This is a genomic window from Paucibacter sp. DJ2R-2, assembly GCF_025717675.1.
Taxonomy (GTDB): Bacteria; Pseudomonadota; Gammaproteobacteria; order Burkholderiales; family Burkholderiaceae_C; genus Paucibacter_A.
Genome location: NZ_JAJIRT010000015.1, coordinates 1 through 19,128, shown reverse-complemented (window position 1 = coordinate 19,128; position 19,128 = coordinate 1). Strand labels below are relative to the sequence as shown.

The 19,128-nt window shown below is 63.2% G+C and carries 16 protein-coding genes, 1 tRNA gene and 1 pseudogene; 7 read left to right on the top strand and 11 right to left on the bottom strand.

Annotated features, from left to right (window positions below; translation table 11 throughout):
* Positions 1–21: 21 nt before the first annotated feature.
* The 4 genes from rbfA to rimP form a co-directional block, all read right to left on the bottom strand.
* The gene (gene rbfA / locus LNV28_RS23775) at positions 22–435 is read right to left on the bottom strand and encodes a 30S ribosome-binding factor RbfA (protein ID WP_263520651.1); all 414 of its coding nucleotides are present in this window, start codon (positions 433–435) and stop codon (positions 22–24) included.
* 103 nt (positions 436–538) lie between these two features.
* Entirely contained in the window at positions 539–3,583 is a 3,045-nt protein-coding gene (gene infB / locus LNV28_RS23770; protein WP_263520650.1) for a translation initiation factor IF-2, read from the bottom strand.
* Between the two features lie 70 nt (positions 3,584–3,653).
* Positions 3,654–5,132 (bottom strand): transcription termination factor NusA, encoded by a 1,479-nt coding sequence (gene nusA / locus LNV28_RS23765; RefSeq protein WP_263520649.1) that lies wholly within the window; start codon positions 5,130–5,132, stop codon positions 3,654–3,656.
* The gene (gene rimP, locus LNV28_RS23760) at positions 5,129–5,986 is read right to left on the bottom strand and encodes a ribosome maturation factor RimP (RefSeq protein WP_505190965.1); all 858 of its coding nucleotides are present in this window, start codon (positions 5,984–5,986) and stop codon (positions 5,129–5,131) included. Before rimP ends, nusA begins: the two co-directional genes overlap by 4 nt.
* Before the next feature lie 192 nt (positions 5,987–6,178).
* On the opposite strand from rimP, the gene fabI reads away from it, so the two are divergent.
* On the top strand, positions 6,179–6,958 hold the full coding sequence (gene fabI / locus LNV28_RS23755; RefSeq protein WP_263520648.1) for an enoyl-ACP reductase FabI: 780 nt from the start codon (positions 6,179–6,181) through the stop codon (positions 6,956–6,958).
* A gap of 74 nt (positions 6,959–7,032) precedes the next feature.
* On the opposite strand, the gene LNV28_RS23750 is transcribed toward fabI, so the two are convergent.
* On the bottom strand, positions 7,033–9,294 hold the full coding sequence (locus LNV28_RS23750; protein ID WP_263520647.1) for an arginine/lysine/ornithine decarboxylase: 2,262 nt from the start codon (positions 9,292–9,294) through the stop codon (positions 7,033–7,035).
* 249 nt (positions 9,295–9,543) lie between these two features.
* Here LNV28_RS23750 and LNV28_RS23745 point away from each other — a divergent pair, with 249 nt between their 5' ends.
* The 6 genes from LNV28_RS23745 (at position 9,544) to LNV28_RS23720 (ending at position 13,446) form a co-directional block, all read left to right on the top strand.
* Positions 9,544–9,972, top strand: coding sequence for an NfeD family protein (locus LNV28_RS23745; RefSeq protein WP_263520646.1), 429 nt, complete (start codon positions 9,544–9,546; stop codon positions 9,970–9,972).
* A gap of 54 nt (positions 9,973–10,026) precedes the next feature.
* On the top strand, positions 10,027–10,941 hold the full coding sequence (locus LNV28_RS23740; RefSeq protein ID WP_263520645.1) for an SPFH domain-containing protein: 915 nt from the start codon (positions 10,027–10,029) through the stop codon (positions 10,939–10,941).
* Positions 10,942–11,009: 68 nt separating this feature from the next.
* Positions 11,010–11,099: transfer RNA gene (locus LNV28_RS23735), tRNA-Ser, on the top strand.
* A gap of 131 nt (positions 11,100–11,230) precedes the next feature.
* Complete coding sequence (locus LNV28_RS23730) at positions 11,231–12,145, top strand: DMT family transporter (RefSeq protein WP_263520644.1); 915 nt, start codon at positions 11,231–11,233, stop codon at positions 12,143–12,145.
* A 69-nt stretch (positions 12,146–12,214) separates the two neighbouring features.
* Positions 12,215–12,886, top strand: coding sequence for a DsbA family oxidoreductase (locus tag LNV28_RS23725; RefSeq protein ID WP_263520643.1), 672 nt, complete (start codon positions 12,215–12,217; stop codon positions 12,884–12,886).
* Between the two features lie 11 nt (positions 12,887–12,897).
* Positions 12,898–13,446, top strand: a complete 549-nt coding sequence (locus LNV28_RS23720) for a PaaI family thioesterase (RefSeq protein ID WP_263520642.1) — start codon at positions 12,898–12,900, stop codon at positions 13,444–13,446.
* Between the two features lie 15 nt (positions 13,447–13,461).
* Here the strand turns inward: LNV28_RS23720 and eda are convergent, their stop codons facing one another.
* The 6 genes and pseudogenes from eda to LNV28_RS23690 all read right to left on the bottom strand — a co-directional run.
* Positions 13,462–14,094, bottom strand: a complete 633-nt coding sequence (gene eda / locus LNV28_RS23715; RefSeq protein ID WP_263520641.1) for a bifunctional 4-hydroxy-2-oxoglutarate aldolase/2-dehydro-3-deoxy-phosphogluconate aldolase — start codon at positions 14,092–14,094, stop codon at positions 13,462–13,464.
* Positions 14,095–14,150: 56 nt separating this feature from the next.
* A complete protein-coding gene (gene edd, locus LNV28_RS23710) occupies positions 14,151–15,968 on the bottom strand; it encodes a phosphogluconate dehydratase (protein WP_263520640.1) in 1,818 nt (605 codons plus the stop codon).
* A 208-nt stretch (positions 15,969–16,176) separates the two neighbouring features.
* Complete coding sequence (locus LNV28_RS23705) at positions 16,177–17,622, bottom strand: PA domain-containing protein (protein ID WP_263520639.1); 1,446 nt, start codon at positions 17,620–17,622, stop codon at positions 16,177–16,179.
* Positions 17,609–18,040, bottom strand: coding sequence for a post-PEP-CTERM-1 domain-containing protein (locus LNV28_RS23700; RefSeq protein WP_263520638.1), 432 nt, complete (start codon positions 18,038–18,040; stop codon positions 17,609–17,611). Before LNV28_RS23700 ends, LNV28_RS23705 begins: the two co-directional genes overlap by 14 nt.
* Before the next feature lie 90 nt (positions 18,041–18,130).
* Complete coding sequence (locus LNV28_RS23695) at positions 18,131–18,760, bottom strand: choice-of-anchor J family PEP-CTERM protein (protein ID WP_263520637.1); 630 nt, start codon at positions 18,758–18,760, stop codon at positions 18,131–18,133.
* 266 nt (positions 18,761–19,026) lie between these two features.
* Positions 19,027–19,128, bottom strand: a pseudogene (locus LNV28_RS23690) (ABC transporter ATP-binding protein); the annotation flags it as partial.

Sequence of the window (19,128 nt, the reverse complement as noted above, 5' to 3'; positions counted from 1 at the left end):
AAGGCGTGGCTTTTCTTGGCTTCACTCGCCGGCAGCTGCCGGCTTGTTTTCTTCTTCGGCCGCGGCCGGCTCGTCGTCGAGCGCGCGCGTGGCATTGGCCTTGTGAATCAGCGCGCTCAGCTCCGCCGCGCGCTCGATGCTGCGGTCGTAGTGGAAATGCAGGCTGGGCACGGTGTGGATCTGCAAACGCTTGAACAAGCCGTTGCGCAGAAAGCCCGCGGCCTCGTTCAGCGCCTCGGCGGTCTCGGCCGGGTCACCGACCAGAACCGAGAAGAAGACCTTGGCATGGGCGTAGTCGGGCGTGACCTCGACGGCATTGACCGTGGCCATGCCGATGCGCGGATCTTTGAGCTCGCGGATCAACTCAGCCAAATCGCGCTGGATCTGGTCGGCCACGCGGAAGCTGCGGTTGGGAATGACTCGTTTGTGTCGCATCTCGGAATACTCCTGTGCTGAAACTGCAGGCGGCGCCCCTCACAAACACAAACCCCGCCACTCTCGGGAGGGCGGGGTTTGCGCCGGTTGGGGCAACTCCGCTTTACAGCGTTCGCGCCACTTCCTTGACCTCGAAGAATTCCAGCTGATCGCCCTCGGCGATGTCGCTGTAGTTCTTCAGCTTGATACCGCACTCGAAGCCTTCGCGGACTTCGCGCACATCGTCCTTCATGCGCTTCAGAGTGTCGATCTCGCCGGTGTAGATCACCACGTTCTCGCGCAGCAGGCGGAAGCGAGCCGAGCGGTTGACCACACCCGAAGTGACCATACAGCCGGCAATGGTGCCGATCTTGGTCGCCACGAACACGGTGCGGATCTCGGCCATACCGATGACTTCTTCGCGCTGCTCGGGAGCCAGCATGCCGGTCATCGCTGCCTTCACTTCATCCACGGCGTCGTAAATGATGTTGTAGTAGCGCAGGTCAACGGCGTTGCCTTCGGCCAGCTTGCGTGCGCCGGCGTCAGCACGGACGTTGAAGCCGATGATGACGGCCTTGGAGGCGATCGCCAAGTTGACGTCCGACTCGCTGATGCCACCGACGGCGGCGTGCACGATCTGCACCTTGACTTCGGCGGTCGACAGCTTGAGCAGCGAAGAAGCCAGGGCTTCCTGCGAACCTTGCACATCGCTCTTGATGATGATGCCCAGGGTCTGCACATCGCCGGCGCCCATGTTCTCGAACATGTTCTCCAGCTTGGCGGCTTGCTGACGCGACAGCTTCACATCACGGTACTTGCCCGAACGGAAGGTGGCGATTTCACGGGCTCGGCGTTCATCCGAAAGCACCATGAACTCATCACCGGCTTGCGGCACTTCGGTCAGGCCCTGAATTTCCACCGGGATGGAAGGACCCGCTTCGGTACAAGCCTTGCCGTCTTCGTCCAGCATGGCGCGCACACGGCCATAGGTCGAGCCAGCCAGCACCACATCGCCGCGCTTGAGCGTACCGCTCTGCACCAGGATGGTGGCCACAGGGCCGCGGCCCTTGTCCAGCTTGGCTTCGATGACCAGGCCCTTGGCCATGGAGGCCACCGGCGCCTTGAGTTCCAGCACTTCGGCTTGCAGCAGCACTTGCTCCAGCAGGCTGTCCATGCCCTCGCCCGTCTTGGCCGAGACCGGCACAAACGGGGTGTCGCCGCCGAAATCTTCCGGCACGACGCCTTCGGCCACCAGCTCGCCCTTCAGGCGTTCGATGTTGGCACCTTGCTTGTCGATCTTGTTCATGGCCACGACGATGGGCACGCCCGCCGCCTTGGCATGGTGGATCGCTTCCTTGGTCTGGGGCATCACGCCGTCGTCCGCCGCCACCACCAGGATGACGATGTCGGTGGCCGTGGCGCCACGGGCACGCATGGCCGTGAAGGCCGCGTGACCCGGGGTGTCCAGGAAGGTGATCATGCCGCGCGGCGTTTCCACGTGGTAAGCGCCGATGTGCTGCGTGATGCCGCCGGCTTCACCAGCAGCCACTCGGGCACGGCGAACATAGTCCAGCAGCGAGGTCTTGCCGTGGTCGACGTGACCCATGACGGTGACCACCGGAGCACGCGACAGCGCTTCATGCTGCTGCTCGGCGCCCACGCCCTCTTCTTCCAGGAAGGCATCGGGATCGTCCAGCTTGGCGGCAAACGCCTTGTGGCCCATTTCTTCCACCAAGATCATGGCGGTTTCTTGGTCTAACTGCTGGTTGATGGTGCACATCTGGCCCAGCTTCATCAATTGCTTGATGACTTCCGAGGCCTTGATGGACATCTTGTGAGCCAAATCGGCCACCGAGATGGTCTCCGGCACATGAACCTCTTGCACCACCTGTTCGGCAGGTGCTACGAAGTTCGAGTTGCCACCACCGCGACGGTCGGCATTGCGATCATTGCCACGACGGCCGGCCGGACCGCCACGACCCGGCGCACGCCAGGCGGTGGACGGACGCGCACCACCCGGAGCGGCAGGGCCGCTGGGCTTGACGCCGCGCTTCTTGGCATCGTCGGCCCAGCTGGAAGACAGCTTTTCCGACTTGACCGACTTCTTGTCGCCCGGCTTGGCGGCAGCCGCAGCGGCCGAACCCGGCGCGGCAGGCGCGCCTGGTGTACCCGGCTTCTTGTGGATGGTACCCTTGATGCCTTCCTTGCTGGCTTCGACCGGCTTGGGCTCTTCCTTCTTCGCGACCATCACCTTCTTGGGTGCATTCATCATCGCGCGGATGGCCGCAGCTTCGGCCTCAGCGGCCTTGCGGCGGCGCTCCAGGTCGACTTGTTTTTGCTTCTCTTCGGCGCCGACATCGACGGCCTTGACCACGCGCAGGGCGGGCTTGGGCGCTTCGACGGGAGCAGCCACCACCGGGGCAGCAGCTTCGACAGGCGCAGGCGCTGCAACAACTGGAGCCACAACAGGTGCGGGAGCTGGTGCTGCCACTGGGGCAGGTGCCGGCGCACGGGCAGCGGCCGAGGCGCGGTTGATCGCAGCCGCTTCCTTGGCAGCCGCCTCAGCGGTCTGGCGCGGAGGCTTGGCTTTGCCGGCCGCCTTGGCAGCGAGTGCCTCAGCAGCAGCACGGGCAGCAGCTTCCTCGGCGGCACGCGCCTCGGCTGCAGCCTGCTCGGCCTTTTCCTTGCGACGCTGTTCTTCGGCTTCGCGAGCGCGGGCTTCGGCTTCTTCGCGTTCCTTGACGCGGGCGGCCAGCTCTTCCTCTTGCTGGCGCAATGCGGCAGCCTGAGCCTGAGCTTCTTCCTCGCGGCGATGCAGCTCTGCATCCTCGGCGGCGGCCGTGGCGGCGTCATCGACTCCGCTGGCATCGTCGCGCTTGACGAAGGTGCGCTTCTTGCGCACTTCGACCTGGATGGTGCGGGCTTTGCCGCTGGCATCGGCCTGCTTGATTTCGCTGGTCGACTTGCGGGTCAGCGTGATCTTCTTGCGATCGGCGCCGCCGGTACCGTGCGCAGTGCGCAGGTAATCGAGCAGACGTTCCTTGTCGGCTTCATTGAGCGCGTCATCGGTAGAAGACGTCTTGACGCCCGCAGCTTGCAGCTGCTCAAGCAGCGTGCTCGCAGGCCTTTGAAGCTCTGCGGCGAACTGGGCGACGGTAGTCACAGCCATTGTTGGATCCTTAACTTATGCGTTCGGTGCTGGGCGAATGATTGGGGCAGACTCGATGGGCACGCGGCCCTCAAGTGTTGAACCAATGTTCGCGAGCCTTCATGATCAGAGCGCGGGCCGCGCCCTCTTCCATGCCGGCCAATTCAACGAGCTCGTCGACGGCCAGATCGGCCAGGTCATCGCGAGTGTGGATGTCGCCATCCGCGAGTTTGGCGACCAGGTCCGGCGTCATGCCTTCCAGGTCACGCAGGTCTTGGGAAACTTCCTCGACCTTTTCTTCGCGGGCGATTTCCATGGTCAACAAGGCATCCTTGGCCCGGGTGCGCAATTCATTGACCGTGTCCTCGTCGAAGGCCTCAACTTCCAGCATTTCCTGCATAGGCACGTAGGCCACTTCTTCCAGGCTGGTAAAACCCTCGGCGATCAAAATATCAGCCACTTCAGCATCGACATCGAGCTTTTCGATGAAGAGCTTGCGGACCGATTCCGATTCCTGCTCATGCTTCACGGCCGATTCTTCGGCCGACATGATATTGATGCGCCAGCCGGTCAGCTCGGAAGCGAGCCGCACGTTCTGGCCGCCACGGCCGATGGCGATGGCGAGGTTTTCCTCATCCACAACCACGTCCATGGCATGTCGTTCTTCGTCCACCACGATGGACTGCACATTGGCCGGTGCCAAGGCGCCGATCACGAACTGCGCCGGGTCTTCCGACCACAGCACGATGTCCACGCGCTCGCCGGCCAACTCATTGGTCACGCCGTTGACGCGGGAGCCGCGCACGCCGACGCAGGTGCCGATGGGGTCGACCCGCTTGTCATGCGAAAGCACGGCCAGCTTGGCACGCGAGCCGGCGTCACGAGCGCAGCTCTTGACTTCCAGCAGGCCTTGCTCGATCTCGGGCACTTCCTGGGCGAACAGCTCCTTCATGAATTCCGGGCTGGAGCGCGAAAGCATGATCTGCGGGCCACGCTGGGTCGGGTCGATGCCCAGGATCACGGCACGGACGCGGTCGCCGGTGCGCAGGTTTTCCTTGGGGATCATTTCCGAGCGCTTCAGGCGGCCTTCGATACGACCGGACTCGGCAATGATGTCGCCCTTGTCCAGGCGCTTGACGGTGCCGACGAAGATTTGTTCGCCGCGAGCCAGGAAGTCGTTGAGCAGCTGCTCACGCTCCGCATCGCGGATCTTCTGCAGGATGACCTGCTTGGCAGCCTGTGCACCGATACGGCCGATGGGCACGGATTCGATGGGCTCTTCGATGTGATCTTCCACCTCGATGTCAGCGATTTGTTCCTGCGCTTCAAACAACAGGATTTCCGCATCGGGGTTTTGCAAACCTGCCTCGTTCGGCACCACGTGCCAACGACGGAAGGTTTCATACGCACCGGAATCCCGGTCAACCGAAACGCGAATATCGGCCTCGCCGCCACACAGCTTCTTGGTGGCAGAAGCCAGAGCGGCTTCGACCGCACCAAACACCACATCGAGCTCAACGCTCTTCTCACGCGAAATCGCGTCCACCAGCATCAACAGTTCGCGGTTCATTGATCAGGACCTCCGTCAACCTTGTCATCCTTGCGTGCGGGCTTGGCACGCGGCGGCTTCTTGGCCGGCGCGGGCTTCACACCACGACCCTTGAAGCTCACCACGGGCACCAAACGGGACTCGCGCAGTTCTTCAAGAGAAAAATCCAATGCCTGATCGGCTTCACCATCGCTGAACACCAGGCGCCAGGCCTGGGTATCCGCAAAAGCCGACAGCGCTGCCAGAACAGCATTCGGCTCAACGACCGCACCGGCCTCAGCCGCTACCGGCACCAGCGGCAGTGCCACCGGCTCCACGCCGGCCACGGGCTGCTGTGTCAGCACGCCCTTGTACTTTTTTCGCCCTTGAAAAGGCATGCGCAAGGTGATCTCGATTTCTTCGCCGAGAAAGCGCGCATAGTCCAACGGCTTCTTCAGCGGGCGATCGAGACCCGGCGACGACACTTCCAAGCGCTCGTAGGCACAGCCTTCGACTTCCAGCAAATACTGCAACTGCCGCGTCACGCGCTCGCAGTCTTCAACGCTAATCAGCGCCCCGGCCAAGGCCTCGGCCGGCAGCTTGTCGATGTACACGCGCAGCAAGCCCGCCGGACTGCGCTCGCAGTCCACCAGGTCGTAACCCAAACCGGTCACGGTTTTTTCAACAGCGTCTTGCCAATTCATGCGTGGTCTATCTACTTTTCTTTCAAGGCGCGCCCTCAGGCGGCGCAAATTCAAATGGACGAAGAACGATCGAGCAAAAAAAATGGGCTGGATGAATCCGCCCACGTTCTTACAGCGCTGTTTGCTGACTCGCACTTCTTGAAGTGTCCGCCTGCTGCACTGCCCGACCAGCTTATGGGGCCCGAGCGCCATCGGCACCTTGACCTCCAGCCTGCCAACATCCTGCGCCGATTCCTACCGGGCTCTTTGCTACCAAACCGTCCGCCGTGTCCCACAGCGAAGCCGGGATTGTACTATGCAAGCACCATGCCCACAAGCTTGCGGCTTGCGAACATCGCTCGGCATGCGAAAATCCTGTGTTGATTTCAAATCTAGGAGCCACACATGGGATTTCTCGCAGGCAAGCGATTGCTGATCACGGGCGTGCTGTCCAACCGATCCATCGCTTATGGCATTGCAAAAGCCTGCCATCGGGAGGGTGCGGAACTGGCCTTCAGCTATCAGGGCGAACGTTTCAAGGATCGCATCACCGAGTTTGCTGCCGAGTTTGATTCCAAACTGGTGTTTGATTGCGATGTTTCCGACGACGCACAAATCGAGGGCTTGTTCAATAACTTGGGAGAAGCCTGGCCTGAGTTTGACGGTTTCGTGCATTCCATCGGTTTTGCGCCGCGTGAAGCGATTGCCGGTGATTTTCTCGACGGTTTGACCCGGGAGAATTTCCGCATCGCCCACGACATTTCTGCCTACAGCTTCCCAGCCATGGCCAAGCTGGCAGCGCCGCGGCTGCGCCCAGGCGCTGCACTGCTGACCTTGTCCTATCTGGGTGCCGCACGCTTTGTGCCGAACTACAACACCATGGGTCTGGCCAAGGCCTCACTGGAAGCCAGCGTGCGCTACCTTGCGCACTCTCTGGGCGCCAAGGGCGTGCGCGTCAACGGCATTTCCGCCGGCCCGATCAAGACTTTGGCCGCCTCTGGCATCAAGGACTTTGGCAAGCTGCTGACCCAATTCGCCGCCAGCACGCCGATTCGCCGCAATGTGACGATTGAAGACGTCGGCAATGTCGCCGCCTTTTTGCTGTCCGATCTGGCCGGCGGCGTCAGCGCCGAGATCACCTATGTGGACGGCGGCTTCAGCCACGTGGCCTTGAGCGAAGGCTGAGCCCACACCGGCCGGCACAAGCCACAACAAAAACGGGACCCTCGGGTCCCGTTTTTTCTGTCCGACCGTGTTGATCAGCCGGCCGCTACGCAATCGACGTAGTAGCGCGAGCGTCCGTCCTCGCCCTTCTCTTCCACCAGGCCATGCACATCGGTGGCAAAGCCCGGGAACTTGGAATTGAAGTCGCGCGTGAAGGTCAGGTAGTCGACGATCTTTTTGTTGAAGCGTTCACCCGGGATCAGCAGCGGAATGCCCGGGGGATAGGGCGTCAAAAGCGAAGTGGTGACCCGACCTTCCAGCTGGTCGATCTCCACCCGCTCGGTGCGGCGGTGGGCAATGTGCGCAAACGCATCACTGGGCTTCATGGCCGGCTCGAGATCGGACAGATAGACCTCGGTGGTCAGGCGGGCGATATCACCCTTGGCATAGGCCTCGTGGATGTTCTGACACAGGTCGCGCAGGCCCATGCGCTCATAGCGCGGCTGGGCAGCACAGAACTCCGGCAGGATGCGCCACAGCGGCGCATTGCGGTCATAGTCATCCTTGAACTGCTGCAGCGCGGTCAGCAGCGTGTTCCAGCGGCCCTTGGTGATGCCGATGGTGAAGAGGATGAAGAAGGAGTAGAGCCCTGTCTTCTCGACCACCACGCCGTGCTCGGCCAAGAACTTGGTGACGATGGAGGCCGGAATGCCGGTCTCGGCAAATTTGCCGCTCATGTCCATGCCGGGCGTGATGATGGTGGACTTGATCGGGTCCAGCATATTGAAGCCAGCGGCGATCTCGCCAAAACCGTGCCAGGCCTCGTTGGCGCCCAGCATCCAGTCGGCCGGCTTGCCATAGCTTTCTTCGACCAGCTTGTCCGGGCCCCAAACCTTGAACCACCAGTCCTGGTCGTACTCTTCGTCGACCTTGCGCATGGCGCGGCGGAAATCCAGTGCCTCGGAGATACTCTCAGCCACCAAGGCCGTGCCGCCCGGGGGCTCCATCATGGCCGCCGCCACATCGCAGCTGGCGATGATGGAGTACTGCGGGCTGGTCGAGGTGTGCATCAAATACGCCTCGTTGAACAAGTGCTTGTCCAGCTTGACGTTCTGCGAGTCCTGCACCAACACCTGCGAAGCCTGGCTCAGGCCGGCCAGCAGCTTGTGGGTGGACTGGGTCGCGTAGACCATGGCGGTCTTGGGCCGCACCCGGTTCTTGCCCATGGCGTGGTAGGAGCCATAGAAGTTGTGGAAGGCCGCATGCGGCAACCAGGCTTCGTCGAAATGCAGGGTGTCGATCCAGCCATCGAGCTTTTGCTTGATGGTCTCGGTGTTGTAGAGCACGCCGTCGTAGGTGCTCTGGGTCAGCGTCATGATGCGCGGCTTGACCGTCTCGGGGTCCACACCCTTGAGCAAGGGATTCTTGGCGATCTTCTTCTTGATGGTCTCGGGCGAGAACTCGCTCTCGGGGATGGGACCGATGATGCCGTAGTGGTTGCGCGTGGGCGTCATGAACACCGGCACAGCGCCGGTCATGATGATGCTGTGCAAGATGCTCTTGTGGCAGTTGCGGTCCACCACCACCACATCGCCGGGCGCCACCGTGTGGTGCCAGACCATCTTGTTGGACGTCGAGGTGCCGTTGGTGACGAAGAAACAGTGGTCGGCATTGAAGATGCGCGCGGCATTCTTCTCGGACGCGGCCACCGGGCCGGTGTGATCCAGCAATTGCCCCAGCTCTTCCACCGCATTGCAGACGTCGGCGCGCAGCATGTTCTCGCCAAAGAACTGATGGAACATCTGGCCCACGGGGCTCTTCAGGAAGGCTACGCCACCCGAATGGCCGGGGCAGTGCCAGCTGTAGGAGCCGTCTTGCGCGTAATCCATCAGCGCCTTGAAGAAGGGCGGCGCCAGGCCGTCGAGGTAGCTCTTGGCTTCGCGGATGATGTGGCGGGCCACAAACTCCGGCGTGTCCTCAAACATATGAATGAAGCCATGCAACTCACGCAGGATGTCGTTGGGCAGATGCTGCGAAGTGCGCGTCTCGCCGTAGATGTAGATGGGGATGTCGGCGTTCTTGAAGCGGATTTCTTCGATGAACTTGCGCAGGCTCAGCACGGCCGGATCCAGCTCGGGGCCGGGCGTGAATTCCTCATCGTCGATGGACAGGATGAAAGCGCTGGCGCGGCTTTGCTGCTGAGCGAACTGGCTCAGGTCGCCGTAACTCGTGGCGCCCAGGACTTCAAAGCCCTCTTTCTGGATCGCGTCAGCCAGGGCGCGAATGCCCAAACCCGAGGTGTTCTCGGAGCGATAGTCCTCGTCGATGATGACGATGGGAAAGCGAAAGCGCAGCATGTGAAAGCCTCCAGGGCCTGGGACAGAAAAACGAAAGGCGCGAAGTGTAGGGCCAAGCCAAGCCGCTGTGCGAGGCACGCTGGCCTTTGTCGCACAAACAGGACGCAAGGGGTGGCTTTTGGCATCTGATGCCGGCTCTTTGACACTGGGCGCGACGAGATGGCGGGCCACTCTGGGCACCGTACACTGATTACAAGGGATCCGACCCGCGCCGCGCTGCGGAGCTGATGATGAACAGGGAGCCATGACATGGAGATGAATTGGACCACCACCTGGTGGATTGCTTGCGGCGTTCTGGTCGCCATGGAGCTCGCCTCCGGCACCTTTTACCTTTTGATGTTGGCCTTGGGCTGCGCAGCGGGCGCTCTGGCCGCGCATTTGGGTCTGGGCGCCAGCACCCAGATGGTCAGCGCCGCCGTGGTCGGGGGCGCAGCGGTCCTGATTTGGCACCAACTGCGCCGGCGCAGCCCCAGCCCACCACCCGTCAACGCCAATCCTGATGCGCATCTGGACATCGGCCAGTCGGTGGACGTCAGCCTCTGGAACGAGCAAGGCCGGGCCCAGGTCAAGTACCGCGGCGCCGAGTGGCAGGCGCGCTTCAGCGGTCAAGGCCAACCGACGGCGGGGAGATACATCATCCGAGGCATCGAGGGCAGCTGCCTGCAGCTCGATCGCTGAGCGGACGAAGGCCCGCAACCGCCAACAACCCTCACTACAAACCTCAAGGAACCCATGGAAATCGCCCTGCTTTTGCTGGTCATCGCAGCCATCTTCGTCATTCAGTCGATCAAGGTTGTGCCGCAACAGAACGCCTGGGTCATTGAGCGCCTGGGCAAGTACCACGGCACCTTGACCCCGGGCCTGAACTTCCTCGTGCCTTTTGTCGATCGCCTGGCTTACAAGCACTCACTCAAAGAAATTCCGCTCGATGTGCCGAGCCAGGTCTGCATCACCAAGGACAACACCCAGCTGACGGTGGACGGGATCCTGTACTTTCAAGTGACCGACGCCATGCGCGCCAGCTATGGTTCCAGCAACTACATCGTCGCCATCACCCAACTGGCCCAGACCACCCTGCGCAGCGTGATCGGTCGCATGGAGTTGGACCGCACCTTCGAGGAGCGGGCCGTCATCAACACCTCGGTGGTCGAAGCCCTGGACGAGGCCGCGCTGAACTGGGGCGTCAAGGTGCTGCGCTACGAAATCAAGGACCTGACCCCGCCCCCGGCCATCCTGCACTCCATGCAAGCCCAGATCACGGCCGAGCGCGAAAAGCGCGCCCTGATCGCCGCCTCGGAAGGGCGTCGTCAAGAGCAGATCAATATTGCCACCGGTGAACGGGAAGCCGCCATCGCGCGCTCGGAGGGCGAAAAGCAGGCCGAGATCAACAAGGCCGCGGGCACCGCCGCCGCCATCACCGCCGTCGCCGACGCCACCGCAGACGCCATCGGCAAGATCGCCGCCGCCATCCAGTTGCCCGGCGGCGATCAGGCCGTGCAGCTCAAAGTGGCCGAAAAAGCGGTCGATGCCTATGCCCAGTTGGCCCAGAAGAACAACACCATGATCGTGCCCGGCAATATGAGCGAAGTCTCCGGCCTGATCGGCACCGCCATGGCCCTGCTCAAGGGTTCCGCCAGCAAAAATTAAATCCCGCCGCCAGATTTCGGCTCAACTTCCCTGGGAGAGTAAAAATCTGCGCTATGATGGCGGGCTTCGGAGAGGTGGATGAGCGGTTTAAGTCGCACGCCTGGAAAGCGTGTGTGGGTTTATCCCCACCGCGGGTTCGAATCCCGCCCTCTCCGCCAAGACATGGAAAGCCCTTGAGTTCTAAGCTCAAGGGCTTTTTTCATGCCCGCCTCAAGTTTGATGCTCACCCCCACCTTCTGAGCGCGCGCCTACGTAAACCCGATTGACCGCCCCTCTTCGACCCAACGCCATGAACCCAGGCCCCGCCGTGCAATCACCCACGCCCTGGCTTGCTTACGCATGCCTGGCCCTGAGCACCAGCCTGGTGGGCAGTTACGTCGGCCTGTCCAAGCTGCTGGTGCTGACCTTCCCGGTATTCCTGTTGGCCTGGCTGCGCTTCGGGCTGGCGGCCCTGCTGATGCTGCCCTGGCTGAGGCGCGGGTCAGGTGAAGCTCCGCTCGATGGGCGTCACCGCCGGCTGCTCTTCCTGGAATCCTTTCTAGGCAACTTCTTGTTTTCCATCTGCCTGCTGTTCGGCCTGCAGCACAGCTCGGCCGTGGTGGCTGGCGTGATCCTGGCCGGCATTCCGGCCGCCGTGGCCTTGCTCAGCCGGCTGCTGCTCAAAGAAACACAAAGCGCACGTGTCTGGACCGGCATCGCGCTGGGAGTGAGCGGCATCGCCATGGTTGCCCTGGAGCGCCAAGCGCCCGGCGCCGCAGCACAGAGCTCCTGGCTGGGCATTGCCCTGCTTTTGGGCGCTGTGCTTTGCGAGGCCAGCTATGTGGTGATCGGCAAAAAACTCACCGCCCAGGTCTCGCCCAAACGCATCAGCGCCTTGATCAACCTCTGGGGGCTGGTGCTGGTCACGCCGCTGGGCCTCTGGCAAGCCGCTCAGTTTGATTTCGCCGCACCGAGTGCGCAGATCTGGGGTCTGCTGCTGTTCTACGCAGCCGCAGCCAGCATGGTGACCGTCTGGCTTTGGATGAGCGGCTTGCGCAAGGTGCCGGCCGGCCAAGCGGGCGTGTTCATGGTGTTTCTGCCGGTAGCGACCGGCATGGTTGGCCTCCTGATGGGGGAGTCTTTGAGCGGCCTGCAGGCGCTGGCTTACGGCCTGGGCCTCCTGGGGGTGCTCCTGGCCACCCTGCCCTCGCGCATCAAGGCATAGGAGCACGGTTTGCCGCCGCAAAGCCCGTTGCGGCCACCGAAACTGGAGCCCTGAGCTACAGTGGCTCGCATGAATTCCTTACCGAAAACCCCAGCGAAACCCCTGCGCATCGACTTCATCTCCGACGTGTCCTGTCCTTGGTGCGCGATTGGCATCAAGTCTTTGGAGCAGGCCTTGCTCAGGCTACCGGATGTGGAGGCGGAGCTGCACTTCCAACCCTTTGAGCTGAACCCACAGATGGCCGCTGAGGGCGAAGAGATCAACGCCCATTTGGCGCGCAAGTATGGTGCCGCGCCGGCCCAGTTGGAACAGACCCGCGAAGCGATCCGTCAGCGCGGCGCCGAGCTGGGCTTCAGCTTTACCAAGGGCGCCCGCGACCGCATCTACAACACCTTTGACGCCCATCGCCTCCTGCACTGGGCCGGGCTGCAGGGCGGTAGCACCCAGCGCGACCTCAAGCTGGCCCTGTTGACGGCCTACTTCAGCGACGGCCAGAACCCCAGCAGCCATGAAGTGCTGCGCCGGGCAGCTGAAAGCGTTGGGCTGGACGGCGAGGCCGCGGCGCAGCTCTTGGCCAGCGATCAGTTCAGCGTTGAAGTGCGCCAGGCAGAGGCCGAATGGCAGGCCGCCGGCATCAATTCCGTGCCTGCCATCGTCATCAATCAGCGCCACCTGATCCAGGGCGGCCAGCCGCCCGAGGTTTTCGTTCAGGCACTGCGCCAGATCGCGACCGCCGAGTGAATTCAAGCACCATGAGCCTCTCCCAAGACCACGATGCAGTTTTGCAGCAATGGCGTGCTGACGAAGCAGCGGTGCGCGCCCGCCTTCGCCCCGGGATCAGCGGCATCGCGCGCCCAGAGCAAGTGCAAGACCTGAGCGGCCTGCAAATCCTTCAAGCCATGCTGGAGGGTCAACTGCCGCCCCCGCCGATTTGCGACAGCCTGGACTTCATGCTGGTCTCCGGCAGCTTCGGCGAAGCGGTGTTCCAGGGGCAACCGATGCGGCGCCACTACAACCCGCTGGGCACGGTTCACGGCGGCTGGTATGCCACCTTGCTGGACTCGGCCCTGGGCTGTGCGGTCCACACCACCATGCCGGTGGGCCGGGCCTACACGACCTTGGAATTCAAGGTGAATATGGTGCGCGCCCTGACCGAGCAGGTGCCCCTGGTGCGCGCGGTGGGCCGGGTGCTGCACAGCGGTCGCCAAGTGGCCACCGCCGAGGCTTCATTGCTCGGCCACGACGGGCGCTTGTACGCCCATGCCAGCACGACCTGCCTGGTGTTTGAACGCCCGGCGTAAGGCTCAGACTCAGGCTCAGGCGCGCAATGCGGCAGCCTCAGCCGCCAGGCGCGTGATGCGCGCCCAATCGCCGGCGTCGACCGCGTCCTGCGGCGTCAACCAAGAACCACCGCAGACTTTCACATTGGGCAGGCTCAGGAACTGCGGTGCAGTTTCCAGGCTGATGCCACCGGTGGGGCAGAAAGCCACATCAGGAAAGGGGCCGCCCAAAGCCTTGAGCAGGTTCACGCCGCCCACGGCCACGGCTGGGAACAGCTTCAGGAAGCTGTAGCCTGCCGCATTGGCTTGCATCACCTCGCTGGCAGTGGACACGCCGGGAAGCAGGGGCAGGCCATACTGCTGGCAAGCCGCGCCAATGGCCTCGGTAAAACCGGGGCTGACGCCGAACTGGCAGCCGGCGTTCTTGGCCGCCTGCACGTCGGCCGCGCTGCGCAGGGTGCCGGCGCCGACGATGGCTTCGGGCACGGCCCGGGCCATGGCTTCCATGGCCTGCAAGGCCACCGGCGTGCGCAGCGTCACCTCCAGCACGCGAACGCCACCGGCCACCAAGGCCTGGGCCAGTGGCACTGCGTCTTCCAGCCGCTGGATCACGATGACAGGAATGACGGGGCCGTGCGCGGCCAGGGCCAGGGTGTTGGAGATGCTCATGGGCTAGAACCTTGTTTGGAATCGATACGTAGGGAGGGATGGCGTGCCGCCGTGGATCAGAGCCAGCTGACCGCGCCCTCTTCCGCCGTGCGCACATTGCGGCGCAGACCAGCGAACAGCTCGCGGCCCAGGCCTTGGCCGTTTTGTGCGGTTTGCGCGGGCTCGATTTCAGCCTGCTCGCGGGCAGCCCATTCGGCATCGGGCACCAGGGCCAGCAGTTCGCCCGTGACGGCGTCCAGGCGCACCAGATCGCCATCGCGCAGCTTGCCCAAGGGACCACCGGCCAGGGCTTCGGGCGAGACATGGATGGCGGCCGGCACCTTGCCCGACGCACCGCTCATGCGGCCATCGGTGACCAAGGCCACCTTGAAGCCTCGGCCCTGCAGCACGGCGAGCGGCGGCGTCAACTTGTGCAACTCGGGCATGCCATTGGCTTGCGGACCCTGGAAGCGCACGACGACGATGACGTCGCGCTCCAGCTCGCCCGCCTTGAAGGCGGCCAACATGGAATCCTGGTCGGCAAAGATGCGCGCCGGTGCCTCGACCACATGGCGGTCTTCCGGCACGGCCGAGACCTTGATCACGGCACGGCCCAGATTGCCCTGCAGCAGCTTCAGGCCACCGCTGGCACTGAAAGGCACGGCCGCACGGCGCACCACGCTCTCGTCACCGCTCTCGACTGCCAGGTCGTGCCATTGCACAGAGCCGGCCTCAGCCAGATGAGGCTGTCGGGTGAAGGGGCGCAGCGAGTCGCCCGCCACGCTCAGCACGTCTTCGTGCATCAGGCCGGCATCAAGCAGCTCGCGGATCACGAAGCTCGGGCCGCCGGCCGCTTGGAACTGATTCACATCGGCCGCACCGTTGGGGTAGACGCGGCTGAGCAGCGGCACCACAGCGGACAGCTCGGAGAAATCACTCCAGTCGATCAGGATGCCGGCCGAGCGAGCGACGGCCACCCAGTGGATCAGGTGGTTGGTCGAGCCGCCCGTAGCGAGCAAAGCCACCATGGCATTGACGATGCAGCGCTCGTCCACCAAGCGGCCGATCGGCGTGTAGCGGGACTTGGCGGTGATGGAAAGCGCCGTGCGCACGGCCTCGCGAGTCAGGGCTTCACGCAGCGGCTCATGGGGGTGGACGAAGGCAGCGCCGGGCACATGCAGGCCCATGGCTTCGAGCAGCATCTGGTTGCTGTTGGCCGTGCCGTAGAAGGTACAGGTGCCGGCACCGTGGTAGGCGGCCGACTCGGCTTTGAGCAACTCATCGCGGCCGACCAGACCTTGCGCGAACTGCTCACGCACCTTGGCTTTTTCGTTGTTGGGCAGGCCACTGCTCATGGGCCCGGCGGGCACGAAGACGCAGGGCAGATGACCGAAATGCAGGGCACCGATCAAGAGGCCGGGCACGATCTTGTCGCAGATGCCCAGCAGCAAGGCAGCATCGAAGACATCATGGCTCAGGGAAACGGCCGTGGCCATGGCGATGGTGTCGCGCGAGAACAAGCTCAGCTCCATGCCGGGCAAGCCTTGGGTCACGCCGTCGCACATGGCGGGCACGCCACCGGCCACCTGCACCGTGGCGCCCTGTGCATGGGCTTCGGCGCGGATCAGGTTTGGGTAGACCTCGTAAGGCTGGTGCGCCGACAACATATCGTTGTAGGCCGTCACGATGGCCAAGTGCGGCGCCTTCTCGGCCACGATGCGCAGCTTGTCATTGGCCGGCATGGCCGCCACGGCATGGGCCACATTGGCGCAACCCATGCGCTCGATGCCGCGCTTGCGGCCCGCCAGTCGGTCGACACCGTCGAGGTAAGCGGCGCGGCTGGCAGCGCTGCGCGCGCGGATGCGTTCGGTGACGGCGATCAGGGTCTTGTTCATACAGTCGGCCGGTGTAACTCGGCAGCTTGAAAGTTGGTAACCATATTACAAGATTGCAGCCAGGCGTGGGTTACAGGCGAGGTACAAAACCCTGCCCACTTGGCGCGAACTCCGCATCCAGAATGCCCAATAAAAAACGGCGCGACACCCGAAGGTGGCGCGCCGTTGCAAGCGGGGCAATCGCGAGTGATCGCGACTGCCGTAGCGCTTACCAGCCGATGTCTTGCAGCAGCTTGAAGGTCAGATCCTGAGGCACCAGGGGCGACTGGGTCAGGTCGGCGCTGATGGCCGGCTCCATCAGCAGATTGCGGGTGGCCGACGTGTCAAAGTGGGACACCGAGGAACCGCCTTGATACGGGTTCGGCGCGAACATCAGCAGCCGGCCTGCGGAGTCAGTGCCGGCGTAGCGGCTCATGTCCAGGCCCAACGTGGCGTACACGGCCGAGGTCGTGCGGGTGCGCTTGCCCAGGGCTGCCAGCAGTGCGGCGCCGTCGGCTTGCGTGATGCGCACGGCCGGGATGGTGATGGACGGGTCGCTGCCGCCCAGACCGGTCACGGTTCCGGCTGCGTTGTCGGCCACCAGCACGGCCTTGGCGCCGGCGTTCTGCAGGTTCTTCACCTTGATGGTGAAACCGCAAGTACCGCGGCTGACCAGGGCCACGTTGTTGCGCACAGCGATGGCGTTCAGGCCAGTCAGCGGGTCGCAGGCCAGATCCAGCGCACCAGCGGCGGTCACCACCGGCATGATGGCGCCCGTGATCGGCGTGGCGCTCAGGGCCGGACCGAAGGAGGCTTCACCAACCGGGTGAGCCCCAGCAGTGGCACCGGCTTGTGAACCACTCACGTTCAGCGCAGGCACGCCCTGACGCAGCACTTCAGGTGCAGCAGCGTTGGTCAGAGGACCGGTCCAGACCAGCTTGTCGCCGCTCAGGGCCGAGGCTTGACGCTCGGCATTGGTCATGTCCTTCCACAGCTTGCCGGTGGCCGAACCCATCAGGTAGTGATCCCAGATGGCGGGGAAGCCGCCGTTTTGCGCACCGGTGGAGCCGTTGGTGAAGGTTTGGAAACCGACGCCATGGCCCATCTCATGCAGCAGGGTCACGACGAAGTCGATGTTGCTGCCCTTGTTGCTGTCCAAGCCCAGGTAGAAGAAGGTGCCGTCCAGGCAGCCGGTTTGACCCAACTTGGCATTGAAGTTGGCATTGATCTGGGCCGCACCGGCCGTGCCTTGGTAGGCTCCGGCGATCTTGTTGGCCAGCGCATACGAATACCAGGTGTTGGCCTTCGGTGCGTTGGGGAAGTTGCGGAAGATCGAGGTGGCGCCAGCGCTGCCCAACGTGGCCGAGGTGGCCGTGCAGGTCAGGTTGCTGAACTGGGCGTTGATGACGATGGGCTGGTTGCTGGTCAGGGTCGCGCCCCAGATGTTGGCGGCGTGCGTGAAGGCAATCAGGCGCTGCTCACCCAGGGTGGTGCCGGTGTTGCCGCCGACCGGAGCGACTGGGGTCGTGTCGTTGAAACCCTCGCCCGGAGCGTTCAAATTGTTGATGGTGATAACGGCCGCAGCTTGGGCTTGCAGGCTGGCACCGAGGAGACCGGCTGCAATCAGCAGCGCGCCGGAGGCGAGCTTGCCGCCGAAGAATTTATTTGTGCTCATGTGCGTGCACCTTTGCTGTCTTGCTGATGGACTTCTTGCCCTTGACGATGGCCTGGGCAGCTTCGGCGCCGGTCACGCAGGCGGTTTCGATCGTGCCGTCGGCCTTGCGCACGGCAACCGAGAAGGACTGGCTGCTTTCGTCAAGCTCTTGCTCGACGGTGCCATCCCGGTGGTAGACCGGAGCCGGATTGATCTTGCCGGTCAGCAAGCCGCGCGGCTGGCTTGCCGCATTGCTCAGACGGCCGCCGGCCGCTTTGCCTTGCAGAGCCTGGGCTTCGGCCGCGGTCGGTGCGCGCAGGGCGCCGGTTTCCGGGTCTTTGGCAACGGTTTGGCCGGCCGCTTGGGCCAGGCCTGCCACTGCGAACAGCGCAGCAGCACTCGCAAGCCGCAAGGCCTGCTGGGTCTTCTTTTCAATCATGGCGATATCCTTGTTTGGAGAGCCGAATGTGTTTGTCTGATCGTGCGCAGCGAGCCTCACTCTTTGCGAGGAGGGCTGCGGCACCGGATCTCAGTCTTGGCGGCGGCGCAGGAAAGCCAGGCCCAGCACGCCCAGTCCCATCAGGGCGAAGCTGGTGGGTTCCGGCACAGCGCTGACGCTGACGCTGTCGATGGCGGCCAAATTGGCGTTGGCAGCGTCGCTGAGGGCGTACTCAAAGGCGACGCGGCCGGTCGCGGCCTCAGGCAGCGCAAAGGTGTACTGCGTCCAGCCAGCTGTGCTCAGAGTGGCAGTGCCCAGCAGATTGGTGAAGCTGGCAGTGGCGGCATCCGTACCTGCGCTGAAGTAGACCTTGACGGTATCCGAGTAGCCTTCGGTCGCTTCGGTGCGAGCAAAGAAGCTGACGGTGTTGGCACCACCCAGGGTCAGCACAGGACTGATCAGCCAGTTGGAAATGCTACCTGCGCCGTTGGCAGCGCTCAGGAAGCTGGCGGCAGCATAAGAGCCTGCGCCGCCCGACTGAGCTGCGAAATACTCAGGGATGCCCTGAAACCAAGCCAGACCGGCAGGGCTGCTGTTGTTGGTCAGAGTCCAGCCAGAGGCGGCCAGATCGTCAAAACCTTCGGTGTATGTGTCTGCCTGGGCTGCAATGGCCAGCGTCACGCCGGCCAGTCCCAACAAGCATTTCTTAGCTAGTTTCATAGGTTCCTCGTCATCCCCTCAAATGAGGTATCGGTCAGCCCTCGGTAGCAGCCCCCGCTGGCGCGAGAGTTACAACCGAAGAACGTGCACGGAGGGTAGGACTCTGGTGATATTTCACATATGCGTACAAAGCCCTAATTCCCCTCAGACAAGGGGGATGGGAAAACCCGGATCCCTGAATGACAAAGGGCAGTCGCAAACGACTGCCCTTGATGGCAAGACCTGACCCCAACTTGTGGATCAGGTCCTTACGCGGTGAACAAGATTCACTCGCCCAGATAAGCGGCGCGGACCTTGGGGTCATTGAGCAAGGCCTGACCCTCGCCCGTCATGGTCACCAGCCCCGACTCCATCACATAGCCTCGGTT